The sequence below is a fragment of the Lactobacillus colini genome (assembly GCF_017874575.1).
GTDB lineage: Bacteria > Bacillota > Bacilli > Lactobacillales > Lactobacillaceae > Lactobacillus > Lactobacillus colini.
Genome location: NZ_JAGGLU010000005.1, coordinates 104,559 through 117,907, shown reverse-complemented (window position 1 = coordinate 117,907; position 13,349 = coordinate 104,559). Strand labels below are relative to the sequence as shown.

The following is a 13,349-nucleotide window of genomic DNA, read 5'->3' as shown; positions in this document are numbered from 1 at the left end:
AACAATTAATTAAATAAAAAGGGTAAGTAATAGAGATTTATCATTACTTATCCTTTGTTATTTTTAATCAAATAAATTACTAATGTCTTCTCGGCCTGTTGGAAGTGGCTTCCCTAAATGCAGTGATATCGGTGTTCCATCGGTCTTTGTATCCAATATGAATGACCCATTTGAATAGCGATCACCTAATGGGAATTCATTAGTAGCGATGGTAATATGGCGATCACTAGAAGTCTTTAACTCTAATTCATGATTTTGAGCATACCAGGCTATCGCACTAATGCGGTGAGGCTTAGTCTTTAATTCTCTTAAGACTAATACTCCACGCTTAGCTCTTGTAACTTCATTGACTAATGATAATTTAAATTGCTTAAAGGCTCCTCTTTGAGTTATTAAGCCGACCTTTATTAAATCAACATATTCTGGTAGTACTACTCCATACCCTACTACAAAGTCTTCATCTTTCAAGTTAACAGACTTGACACCCACTGCACGCCCGCTGCTAGTTGGGATTTCACTAGTCTTATATCTTACAGCATAAGCTTTATTAGTAATTAAAGTTATATCATAATCTTTTTCAGGGTTTAAGCTGCTAACTCCTACAACTATGCTGCTATCCTGCTTTAATTTCATAGCGACCATGGCACGTGACTTATAGGTTCTAGTTGGCTGTAGGTCTTTTAATGGTAATTGCTTTATATAACCATCATTACTTGCAATCAGGAAGTTTAACTTCTGGTGCAAGTCTTTAACCTCAAACACATTAATTATCTTTTCCTCTGAAGATAAACCTATTTCTTGGGATAAGTGTTGACCGGTTTCTTTCCACTTAGTTTCAATTAATTCATGAACTGGTCTGAATATTACATTCCCCTGATTGGTAAAAATATATAAATTACTTAAAGTAGAAGTCGTCTTTTCAAAGATTACCCTATCACCATCTGGCAGGCCATTTTCCTGGTCAGATGTTGATTGGAATGATCGCAGTGATGAACGCTTCAGATAGCCTTGCTCACTAACTAAGACCCTAACATCTTCGTCCGTCATCAAAGCCTTTTCATTGATTTCAATCTTCTCAGACTTGTCGGTAATTTCAGTTCTACGATCTGAAGCAAAATGCTTTTTAACAGAACGTAATTCTTTAATTGCAACTCTTTCTAATACTTTATTATCATTCAATATTTCATTGAATGTCTTAATTTTATCATTAAGATCGGCCTGTTCATCTTTTAACTGGTCAACGTCAGTATTAGTTAAGCGGTATAGTTGCAGCGATACAATTGCCTCAGCTTGATTACTAGTAAAGCTATATTTTTTGACTAAGTTTTCTTTAGCATCTTTCTTATCTTTAGATGAGCGAATAGTCTTGATTACCTTATCAAGAATATCAAGGGCATGGATCAATCCTTCAACAATTTCTAATCGTTGCTTTGCCTTAGCAAGATCAAATTCTGTCCTCTTAGTAACAACTTCCTTCTTATGCTCTAAATACGAAGTAAGTATTCTTTTCAATCCTACTTGAACCGGAGCCATATGATCAATTGCGACCATATTAAAATTGTAAGAAATTTGCAAGTCAGTGTTTTTAAATAGATAATTTAGGATATTTTGGCTGTCGGCGCCTTTCTTCAATTCAATCACAATTGATAAGCCATGACGGTCTGTTTCATCCCTAACTTCGGCAATGCCATCAATTTCTTTATTTAAACGAATTTCATCAATCTTTTTGACCATTAAGGCCTTATTCACACCAAAAGGAACTTCAGTAACTACAATCTGTTGACGATGAGCCTTAATATCTTGAATAGCAGTTTTAGATCTTATTTGTATCCTTCCACGGCCAGTTTCATAAGCTTCCTTAATTCCTTTAGTACCCAAAACTAAACCACCAGTTGGAAAGTCAGGCCCCTTAACAAACTCCATTAAGTCCTCAGTGGTTGCATTTGGATGCTTCAATAAATAAATCGCAGCATCAATCACTTCGGCTAAGTTGTGGGGTGGAATTTCAGTCGCATAACCAGCTGAAATTCCCGTTGAACCATTGACCAATAAGTTAGGAAAATGAGCCGGAAGTACAGTAGGCTCATATTCAGTATCGTCAAAGTTCAAAATCATCGGTACAGTATTTTTATCAATATCTTGCAATAATTGATTAGAAATCTTACTTAACCTTGACTCTGTATAACGCATAGCAGCTGGACCATCGCCATCCATTGAGCCATTATTTCCATGCATCTCAATTAATGGCTCACGCATTTTCCAATCTTGAGATAGGTGGACTAAGGCACCATAAATTGAGCTATCACCATGTGGATGGAAGTTACCCATCACATTACCAACGGCCTTAGCTGCTTTTTTATATGGCTTGTCATAAGTATTATTATCCTTATACATAGCATACAAGATGCGCCTTTGAACAGGCTTTAAGCCATCACGGATATCGGGTAAGGCTCTTTCTTGAATAATATATTTAGAATAGCGCCCGAATCTCTCTCCCATTACTTCTTCAAGTGGTAACTCTTTGATTCGTTCTTGTGTTTTTACCATCTAAATTAATAACCCTCTTTAATCTCTACTTGTTTCTAAAATTGAACCATCTTCGCCCATTCTGAACTTAACATTTTCATCAATCCATTTTCTTCTAGGTGCAACCTTATCTCCCATTAGGGTTGTGACACGCTTTTCAGCAAGTTGAGCATCATCAATCTTAACTCTAATCAAAGTCCTAGTTTCAGGATTCATGGTTGTTTCCCAGAGTTGATCAGCATTCATTTCACCCAATCCTTTAAATCGCTGCAAGGCAAATCCTCGACCAAACTCTTTAGAATCTATTGCTAATTCTTCATCCGTCCAAGCATATTTAATCTTAGCTTTCTTACCATTGCCTTTTTGGAGTTTATATAAAGGAGGAAGTGCTATGTAAACTCGGCCTGCTTCAACCATTGGCCGCATATAACGATAGAAAAATGTCAAAAGCAAAATCTGAATATGTGCTCCATCAGTATCGGCGTCAGTCATGATAATAACCTTGTCATAATTTGCTACATCAATGTTAAAATCTGCTCCTACCCCTGCACCAATAGTATGGATCATAGTATTGATTTCTTCGTTCTTAAAAATATCTTGAAGCTTAGCTTTTTGTGTATTCAACACTTTACCACGAAGGGGCAGAATCGCCTGAAACTTTCGATCTCTTCCCTGCTTAGCAGAGCCGCCAGCAGAATCACCCTCAACTAGGAATAATTCATTTTTCTTGGGATTTCTTGATTGTGCTGGGGTCAATTTACCAGAAAGAATTTCTTTTTTGCGTCGTTTTTTACCATTACGGCTTTCATCACGAGCCTTTTTCGCAGCTTCACGTGCATCACGAGCTTTTTGAGCTTTTTGAACTAGACTTTGAGCAAATTCTCCGTTTTCCATTAAGTAATAGGAAAGCTGCTCATAAACGATGCTATCTACGACACTACGTGCTTGTGGTGTACCTAATTTACCCTTGGTTTGACCTTCAAATTCTAGCAACTCTTCTGGAATTTTAACTGATAAGACTGCACTTAATCCTTCACGATAATCTGATCCATCCAGGCCCTTTTCTTTATTTTTGAGAAGACCTTGCTTTTTAGCATAGTCATTAAATGCCTTGGTAAAACCACTTCTTGCACCAGCCTCGTGGCTACCTCCATCAGGGGTCCGAACATTATTAACAAAGGAAACAAAATTTTCAGAGTAACCGTCATTATATTGACCAGAGAATTCTACTTCAATCTCATTTTGCTTACCTTCAAAATAAAATACATCTCCCATAGTGTCTTTACCTTCATTAAGATAAGACACAAAGGACTTGATACCATTATCATACAAGAACTCATCATGGTGTTCAGGTTCACGCTCATCAGTTAAGGTAAATTTAACGCCTTTTAACAGAAATGCAGACTCTCTAATTCTTTCTTGAATAGTTTCATAATTATACTTAGTTGTTGAAAAAATAGTCGGATCAGGTTTAAAGGTAATAGTTGTTCCGGTTTTATCATTAGTTGGTCCTAATTTTTTTAGAGTTCCTACTGGATGACCACCATTCTTAAACTCCTCTTCATAAGCCATTCCATCACGAACAACGCGAACCTTAAGCCATTCAGACAGAGCATTAACAACTGAGGAACCTACTCCATGAAGTCCACCAGAGGTTTGATAATTTTTTTCAGTAAACTTACCACCAGCATGAAGTACAGTTAAAATAACCTCAATAGTTGGAATACCTGATGGATGCATTCCTGTCGGCATTCCTCGTCCAAAGTCTTGAACAGTAACCGAATTATCTTCATGAATTGTTACATTAATCTCTTTACCATACCCTGCCATTGCTTCATCGACAGAATTATCAACAATTTCATATACTAAGTGATTTAAGCCATATCGGTCAGTTGATCCAATATACATTCCCGGGCGCTTACGAACAGCTTCAAGCCCGTGTAATATTTGGATTGATGAATCATCGTAAGTGTTTATATTTTTATTTGTTTTTACCAAATAAATTCCTCCAATTTATACAACAATTAAAATCAACCACACACATGTAGTAATCTTTGCTAAAATAGCTTTAGATTAAAACAAAGGTTGAATAATTATGTCTATTTTATATTATAGTCTAACGTTTATTTTAGCATATTTGATAGGTTCCTTCCCCACAGGTGTAATAGTTGGAAAGCTATTTTACCATGAAGATATTAGAAAATATGGTTCTGGAAACATTGGAACTACGAATTCCTTTAGGGTTATGGGGCCTATTGGCGGTAGTGCAGTATTATTAGTCGATGTATTAAAAGGCACTCTAGCTACTAATCTGCCACGCATTTTTCATTTGCAAGGGCCAAGTTATTTATTATTAATCGCTGGCATCTGCGCAATCTTAGGTCACACTTTCTCCATTTTTTTAAAATTTAAAGGTGGTAAAGCCGTGGCTACCAGTGCTGGGATTTTCTTAGGATATAACTTAAGATTCTTTGGTGTTTGTGCAATAATCTTTTTACCGCTACTTTTTATTACCTCATATGTAAGCTTATCTAGCTTGTTATCAATTACATTGATTTTTATTGCATCATTTTGGTTCCATGACATCTTTTTAACTGTCATAGCCGGGATGATGATGATAATTTTATTTATTAGGCATAGAGATAATATTAAGCGACTTATTAACCATAATGAAAATATTGTTCCTTTCGGCTTATGGTATTGGTACAAAAAAATCCACAGCTCAAAAAAATAAATAGTTAGATACGACAAAGCCAGTAAACAAGTTGACTGTTTACTGACTTTTTTATTTGTCTTTAGCTAATATGGATAATTATCTAAACGATCTTGTTCAGTAATAGTTCTAACAACCTTACCAGGTACACCTAAAACCAATGAATTGTCAGGAATATCTTTTGTAACCACACTGCCTGCACCAATAACACAATTATTACCAATTGTGACACCAGGACAAACAGTTACATTAGATGCTAACCAGCAATTATCACCGATTGTAATGGGGGCACCATATTCAATATCACCCATTGTACCATCTGCTTGTCTTCTCACATTACGTTGATCTGCCAGCAAAGGATGCAATGGTGTCACTATCGACACATTAGGCCCACACATTACATTATCGCCAATTGTGACAGGACAAGTATCTAGAATAGTTAGATTAAAGTTAGCATAGAAATTCTTACCTAACTTAGTAAACTTACCATAATCAACTTGTAACGGTCCTTGAATATATACTCCTGCATCATGGTTAGGAAATAGATCATCAATAATATTTTGCCGCTTATCTTTTTCATCATCAGCAGTCAAATTATAATCTCGACACAGTCGATGAGCTAAATGAGCAATATCACTTAATTCTTTTGTACCTGGGTGATAGGGCTTACCAGCCAACATATCTAAAGTATTTTTTTCCATTTATTAATTCCTTATACAAAATTACTAATATCCTTTAAAAATAATAGCAAAACAAAAGGAAACCAACAAATGATTTCCCTTTTTTAACTAAATCTGCTTGTCATGAAAGGCCATTGAAAAGCCATTGTTCCAGCTTTGCCCGGGCTCTAGTCGATTCATGCCTATCTTATCTTCTAAATTACCATTACTGTCTAACGTATCGGAAATTCCCCACCATGGTTCAATACAGATATAATTAGCCACTTTAGGATATTGTGACCATAAGCCAACAAATGGCGCTCCATCCATCTTGACATTAATATGGTAATCACTAGTATCAGTTCTAATAGAAACTTTATTCGTACCTTTTAATTGAAATACCCAAGCATCATCTTTAAATAAAGAATCACTAATTTCAAAAAGTGTATCTGTTGCCACTAAGTAGCGATGTTCCCAGTCCAGTAATGGAGCTTTAAATGGTATACGGATATGATCAATTGATGGCTCAAATTTAAAGTAGTAGTCATTCTTATTGATCTTTTCATCTACTGGTAAATTAAATCCAGGGTGACCACCGATACCGAAAATCATTTCTTTATTATCAGTATTAGTAACATTGAAGCGTTCTTCTAACAAATTATTGACCAATGTATAAGTAACACGTAATTCAAAATCAAACGGATATTGTTTCTTAGTTTCTTCATTTGATTTAAGTAAAAGGGTTATCTTGTCATCAGATTTACTTTCTACTTCAAATTGACTGTTACGTGCAAATCCATGCTGCCCCATATGGTAAGTATTTCCATTGTAGGTATACTGATCATCCTTTAAACGACCAACAATTGGAAACAGTATTGGTGCATGACGTCCCCATACATTGGGATCAGCCTGCCACATATATTCGCGCTTACTATTATTATCAACTACACTTTGAATTTCAGCACCAAGATCGGATACTGTTACAGTCAAGAAACTGTTTTGTAATTTATGATCCATAATATTTTATCTCTTTATCTATAAAATAAACTTAGTTAAATCTTTATTAACAATGATATCACTTAATTTTTCATCAACGTATTTTTGAGTAATAGTAATCTCACCCATGGTCATATCAGGACCTTCGTATAATACATCTTCAAGCAACTTTTCAAGAATCGTAGCTAATCTTCTAGCACCAATATTATCAGTACCTTGGTTAACTTCATAAGCAATCTCAGCAATTCGATCAATTGCTTCTTGAGTAAACACTAACTTAATACCATCAGCATGTAGAAGCGCAATATATTGTTTGAGAAGTGAATTTTGTGGATCTTTTAAAATCTTAACAAAATCTTCTTGAGTTAAGGCATTAAGTTCAACCCTTATTGGGAAGCGGCCCTGAAGTTCAGGAATTAAATCACTTGGTTTACTTTCTGCAAAAGCCCCAGCAGCAATAAAAAGAATGTGATCAGTAGCAACTGGACCATATTTAGTAGAAACAGTGGAACCTTCAACAATTGGTAAAATATCTCTTTGAACACCTTCGCGAGATACTTCACCACTAGTCTTTTTATTACCAGCTGTGATTTTATCAATTTCATCAATAAAGATAATCCCATTTTGTTGCGTACGCTCAATCGCACGTTGATAAAGATTATCGTAGTTAACTAGCTTTTTAGATTCTTCTTGAATCAGAACTTCTCGAGCATCAGAAACCTTCAAAGTACGCTTAACAGTCTTTTTAGGCATTAGGTCACTAAGCATACTAGACATATCCATGCCCATTTGACCCATCATATCACCCATTGGATTAGCTTTAGGGGCTTGTTCTACTTCGATAGTTACTTCTCGATTTTCAAGTAGTCCTTTATCTAATTGCTCTGCAACACTTAAACGTTGATTTCTAATTTCATCAGTAACTTCTTCATTATCATTATTAGATTGATCCATATTGAAATTACCAGAGAGTAATTGCATCATTTGTTGCATTGAATTTTCGCGATTTTCACGTTTAATACCTGGAACTATTAATTTAACTAATTTATTATTAGCCTTCTTAGTTGCAGTTTCTTTTACACGCTCAAATTGTTCCTTTTCTTCCATTCGAACAGCTTCGGCTACCAAATCGCGCACCATTGATTCAACGTCGCGACCCACATAACCTACTTCTGTAAATTTTGTTGCCTCTACTTTTACAAATGGCGCATCAACAATCTTCGCTAAGCGACGTGCAATCTCAGTTTTACCAACACCAGTAGGGCCAGCCATCAACATATTTTTAGGAGTGATATCCTGTTGTAGTTGTTTAGGAAGTTGCAAACGACGATAACGATTATACAAGGCAATTGCTACCGCTTTTTTAGCTTCATCCTGACCAATAATGTATTCATTTAAAGTATTAACGATTTGTTTTGGAGTTTTTTCTACAGTCAAATTTGTCACCTAGATTTCATCAGTAATAATATGATCATCAGTAAAAATATCAATGCCGGAAGCGATTTGCACTGATTCTTTGGCAATTTCACTGGCATTCATTCCTTCTGAATGACGGGTCATCGCTAAGGCAGCAGCTTGGGCAAAGTTTCCGCCTGAACCAATTGCTACCACATCTTCATCAGGCTCTAACACCTCTCCATTACCTGAAATTAATAGCAAATCCTTATCATTAAAAGCGATCAGCATTGCTTCAAGCTTAGCTAAAGTTGGATCTTTACGCCAACTTTGAGCCATTTCAACAGCCGCTCTTCTTAAATCGCCCGAATAAGTTTCAAGTTTACCTTCAAGCATCTCTTGCAAGCTAACTGCGTCAGCCACACCACCTGCAAAGCCAATCACAACCTTATTGTGATAAATACGGCGAATCTTTTTGGCAGTAGCTTTAGCAATAACTTTTTCACCTAAAGTAACTTGACCATCGCCTGCAATTGCAGTTTTACCGTTATATCTAACAGAACAAATTGTTGTCATATTTATTTTGCCTCGTCTTTTTTATTATTTCTTGGGAAAAATTTTTGATAGTCATTTTGTAAATGCTGCATACTAATATGAGTATATATTTGTGTAGTAGAAAGTGACTCATGACCGAGTAATTCCTGCACACTCCTCAAATCAGCACCATTATTAATCAGTTCAGTAGCAAATGAATGACGCAACATATGGGGGTGTACTTTTCCACCTACACCTGCAGCAGTAAATACCTTTTGCATAATATATTCAATTCCACGACTAGTTAATTTTTTACCCTTGCTATTTAAAAAAACATAACCCTTATCTTCATTTTTTGCAAGTAATTGACCTCTACTGTTATCTAAATAAAGCATCACGCTCTCTTTAGTTCGATCTGTAAAAGCAACATAGCGATCCTTATTTCCCTTACCATGAACTAAGATTATCTTCAAATCAAAATTAATTTGATCTAACTTCAAGTTTGCAATTTCACTTACTCGCATCCCTGTAGCATAAAACAATTCAAACATTGCTTTATTCCTTATAGTCAAAGAATCGTTTGCATTTAAACTAGAAAATACTTTTTTTAGCTCATAACTATAAAAGAATTCCGGTAATTTCTTTTCACCGCTTTTTAATGAAATTGTTTCAGTCGGATCAACTTTTAAAATATCTCGTCTACTAAGATAACCAAAAAATGACCGTAATGTTGACATTTTGCGTAATTTTGATGTTTGACTGATATTATTCGTTAATTCCTGCAAATAAATTTCTATGTCACGTCTCGAGACCTGATCCCAACCATTAAAACCACCATTTTTAGTTAGAAAAAGTTTAAACCCTTTCAAATCGATCAGATAAGAATTAACAGTATTTTTGCTATAAATACGCTCATTTTTTAAATAATCAATGAATTTTAAAACAAATTGATCATTAGTTTTCCATGTCATATTTAGCTAAATTTTCATCTCTAAACTTATCTAATTCAGCCAGGGCTCTTTTAGATATTTCTAAATGGCGCTCTTGCTTGTTTCTAACTTTATGATCAAGACCTGGCAATAGTGCATAAGATGCATTCATTGGCTGAAAATGCTTAGCACTTGTCGTAGTAATATAATTAGCCATTGATCCTAAGGCAGTTAACTTGGGAAAAGCAATAGGTTCCGCACCATTGGCTACTAAAGCAGCATTTATTCCAGCAACTAAGCCACTACCAGCACTTTCAACGTAACCCTCAACTCCGGTCATTTGACCAGCAAAGAAAAGATTTTTTTGCTTCTTAGCTTCGTAACTAGCATTTAAAACTTCTGGACTAGCAATATATGTATTACGGTGCATCTTTCCGTAACGCACAAAACGTGCATTCTCTAAGCCTGGAATCATTGAAAATACCCGCTTTTGTTCACCATATTTTAAATGTGTTTGGAAACCAACGATATTATACATACTTGCACTGGCATTATCTTGGCGTAATTGCACCACAGCATAAGGTGTCTTACCAGTCTTAGGATCTTCTAAACCTACAGGTTTAAGCGGACCAAAGAGCATGGTTTTTTCTCCACGTTTAGCCATAACTTCAATTGGCATACAACCTTCAAAGACATTTTTATCTTCAAATCCATGAAGCTCGGCAGTTTCTGCTGAAACTAAATTCTTATAAAAATTAAAGAATTCTTCCTTGGTCATTGGGCAATTAAGATAAGCCGCTTCACCCTTATCATAACGAGACTTTTTATAAACAATATTTCGATCAATTGAATCACTAGCAACAATTGGTGCCGCTGCATCAAAGAAATGCAAGCTATCAGTCCCACAAAATTCTTGAATCTGCTCGGCTAAACTATCACTGGTTAATGGGCCTGTCGCTATCACCACAATCCCATCCTTAGGAATTGTGGTGATTTCTTCTTCATGAATACTAACGTTAGGCAGTGACTTTAACGTTTCAGTAACTTTTTGAGAGAATTTATCACGATCCACTGCTAAAGCACCACCAGCTGGTACGGCTGTTTGGTCGGCAGCTTTTAAAATTAGTGAATCTAAGTGTCTCATTTCTTCTTTCAAGAGCCCTACAGCATTAGATAATTGGTCAGAACGCATAGAATTAGTACATACGAGCTCCGCAAATTCTGCTGTATGATGGGCTGGAGTTTGTTTTTGAGGACGCATTTCATAAAGATCGACTTCTATTCCACGCTTGGCTAATTGCCAGGTAGCTTCACTACCTGCAAGGCCTCCTCCGATAACTGTAACTTTTTTTGGCATTTAGACTTTCCTTTCTACTGGAGGGTTAAATACCCTACATAAAAAGAATACCATCAAAACGCTTACAATTCGATGGTATTGCTATAATTTTTCTTAAAAATTACTCTTCCTTGGACTCTTCACGATAATCACCATTTGGACAAAGAACAACTAAGCCTTTTTTAGTCTTCTTTTGAACTAAAAAATGACCATCATTAGGGCAATTTCTACCAATCGGTTGATCCCAAGAAACAAAATCACATTCTGGATAACGTGAACAACCATAAAATTTTCGATTTCGTTTAGATTTCTTTTCGACGACTTCACCTTTTTTACATTTAGGGCAGGTTACGCCGATTTTTTTTACTATTGGTTTAGTATTGCGACAATCTGGGAAGCGTGAACAAGCATAAAACTTTCCATATCTTCCCATTTTAATCACCATAGGTGCCCCACAAATATCACAATTAAAACCAGCCGGCTCATCTTTAATTTGAACTTTTTCGATTTCACTATCTGCCTTCGCTAATTCTTTAGAAAAAGGCTTATAGTACTCATCTACTACTTTAACCCAGTTCATCTTACCTACTTCAACATGATCTAGGTCATCTTCTAATTGAGCAGTAAAGTCAACATTAACAATATCTGGGAAAAACTTTTCAATTAACTCGTCGACGATTTCGCCTAATTCAGTAGGTACGATTGAACGACCTTCAAGCTTAACATAGTAGCGTCTTTGAATAGTATCAATAGTTGGAGCATAAGTAGATGGTCGTCCTACTCCATTAGCTTCCAAGGCATGAACTAAGCTAGCTTCAGTATAACGAGCAGGTGGTTGCGTAAAGTGCTGACGGTCGTCTGTGCTCTTTAGCTTAATTTTGTCTCCTTCATTCAAGTCTGGTAATTCTTTAGTCTTTTCTTTTTCATTGTCATAGACTTTAGTAAAGCCAGCGAATTTCATCTTTGAACCAGTCGTTCTAAAAGTTACACCATTTTGCTCAATATCGGCTCTTACAGTGTCATAGACAGCTGCTGTCATTTGACTAGCAATGAAACGAGCCCAAATTAAACTATAAAGACGATATTCTTCAGCTGTCAAATAATCCTTAATAGATTCAGGAGTTCTAAATGCAGAAGTTGGTCGAATTGCTTCATGAGCGTCTTGAGCTTCAGCATCATTCTTAAAATTCTGAGGCTTAACTGAAGCATATTCTTCCCCATATTGTTCGTGAATAAACTTAGAAGCTTCATGCTTTGCAACACTGGCAATTCGCTTAGAATCAGTACGCATATAAGTAATCAAACCAACTGAGCCTTTACCCAAGTTAACACCTTCATACAATGATTGGGCAATTCTCATTGTTCTTCGTGTACGATAACCTAAACGTTTATTAGCTTCTTGTTGCATTGTTGAAGTAGTAAACGGTGCTGCTGGCTGGCGTCGACGCTGCTTTTTGACTACTTTAGTAACTTCAAAGTTCTTGCGTTTATCTAATTTAGTAAGAACATCCTTTACACTAGCTTGATTTGGAAGATCCGTCTTTTTACCATCTAAGCCATAGAACGTCCCAACAAACTTCTTTTTATCTTTATTAAATTCACCATCAATTGTCCAATATTCAACTGGCTTAAAGTTTTTTATTTCTTTTTCACGATCAATAACCAACTTTAATGCTACTGATTGTACACGTCCAGCAGATAAGCCTTTTTTTACTTTAGCCCACAGAATCGGACTTAATGAATATCCGACCAATCTGTCAAGAACTCGCCGAGCCTGCTGAGCATCTACAATATCCATATCAATAGTTCTAGGGCTCTTAAAGGCATTCTTAACAGCATCTTTAGTAATTTCGTTAAAAGCTACCCTGTTATGTTCTTTAGGGTCTAAGTTTAATGCATGTGCTACGTGCCAGGCTATTGCCTCACCTTCACGATCTGGGTCAGAAGCTAGGTACACATATTTTGCTTTTTTAGCTGCAGCCTTGAGTTCCTTAATGGTCTCACCTTTACCTCGAATAGAGATATATTTAGGTTGATAGTCGTTGTCTATATCAACTCCCATTTGCGATTTAGGTAGGTCACGAATATGACCCTTAGAGGCAATAACATGATAATTACTGCCGAGATACTTTTCAATTGTTTTTGCTTTATGTGGAGATTCCACAATAACTAAGTTCTTTTTCTTTTTAGTAGGCATTACGATGCCCCTTCCTTGGTCTATCTTTACATGTATAAATTACCAGAAAACAAAACCTTGTCAA

The 13,349-nt window shown here is 36.0% G+C and carries 10 protein-coding genes; 1 reads left to right on the top strand and 9 read right to left on the bottom strand.

All coding sequences use genetic code 11. From position 1 onward, the window contains the following. Positions 1 to 63 precede the first annotated feature (63 nt). Entirely contained in the window at positions 64 to 2,547 is a 2,484-nt protein-coding gene (parC, locus tag J2Z60_RS05825; protein WP_209686743.1) for a DNA topoisomerase IV subunit A, read from the bottom strand. Positions 2,548 to 2,565: 18 nt separating this feature from the next. Next, positions 2,566 to 4,524 (bottom strand): DNA topoisomerase IV subunit B, encoded by a 1,959-nt coding sequence (gene parE, locus J2Z60_RS05820; RefSeq protein WP_209686742.1) that lies wholly within the window; start codon positions 4,522 to 4,524, stop codon positions 2,566 to 2,568. Between the two features lie 97 nt (positions 4,525 to 4,621). Between parE and plsY the strand changes: the two genes are divergently transcribed. Continuing rightward, positions 4,622 to 5,260: a glycerol-3-phosphate 1-O-acyltransferase PlsY gene (gene plsY / locus J2Z60_RS05815; protein ID WP_209686741.1), complete on the top strand. Its 639-nt coding sequence runs from the start codon at positions 4,622 to 4,624 to the stop codon at positions 5,258 to 5,260. A 65-nt stretch (positions 5,261 to 5,325) separates the two neighbouring features. Here the strand turns inward: plsY and J2Z60_RS05810 are convergent, their stop codons facing one another. The 7 genes from J2Z60_RS05810 to topA form a co-directional block, all read right to left on the bottom strand. Further along, a complete protein-coding gene (locus tag J2Z60_RS05810; RefSeq protein ID WP_209686740.1) occupies positions 5,326 to 5,940 on the bottom strand; it encodes a sugar O-acetyltransferase in 615 nt (204 codons plus the stop codon). 87 nt (positions 5,941 to 6,027) lie between these two features. Continuing rightward, positions 6,028 to 6,915 carry an aldose 1-epimerase family protein gene (locus J2Z60_RS05805; protein WP_209686739.1) on the bottom strand — a complete coding sequence of 296 codons (888 nt, stop codon included), beginning with the start codon at positions 6,913 to 6,915 and terminating at the stop codon, positions 6,028 to 6,030. Positions 6,916 to 6,933: 18 nt separating this feature from the next. Further along, positions 6,934 to 8,331 (bottom strand): ATP-dependent protease ATPase subunit HslU, encoded by a 1,398-nt coding sequence (gene hslU / locus J2Z60_RS05800; protein WP_209686738.1) that lies wholly within the window; start codon positions 8,329 to 8,331, stop codon positions 6,934 to 6,936. Between the two features lie 9 nt (positions 8,332 to 8,340). Then, complete coding sequence (gene hslV / locus J2Z60_RS05795) at positions 8,341 to 8,865, bottom strand: ATP-dependent protease subunit HslV (protein ID WP_209686737.1); 525 nt, start codon at positions 8,863 to 8,865, stop codon at positions 8,341 to 8,343. Between the two features lie 2 nt (positions 8,866 to 8,867). Then, complete coding sequence (gene xerC / locus J2Z60_RS05790; RefSeq protein ID WP_209686736.1) at positions 8,868 to 9,794, bottom strand: tyrosine recombinase XerC; 927 nt, start codon at positions 9,792 to 9,794, stop codon at positions 8,868 to 8,870. Then, entirely contained in the window at positions 9,778 to 11,109 is a 1,332-nt protein-coding gene (gene trmFO / locus J2Z60_RS05785) for a methylenetetrahydrofolate--tRNA-(uracil(54)-C(5))-methyltransferase (FADH(2)-oxidizing) TrmFO (protein WP_209686735.1), read from the bottom strand. Before trmFO ends, xerC begins: the two co-directional genes overlap by 17 nt. A 100-nt stretch (positions 11,110 to 11,209) precedes the next feature. Further along, positions 11,210 to 13,285 carry a type I DNA topoisomerase gene (topA, locus tag J2Z60_RS05780; protein ID WP_209686734.1) on the bottom strand — a complete coding sequence of 692 codons (2,076 nt, stop codon included), beginning with the start codon at positions 13,283 to 13,285 and terminating at the stop codon, positions 11,210 to 11,212. Between the last annotated feature and the right edge of the window lie 64 nt (positions 13,286 to 13,349).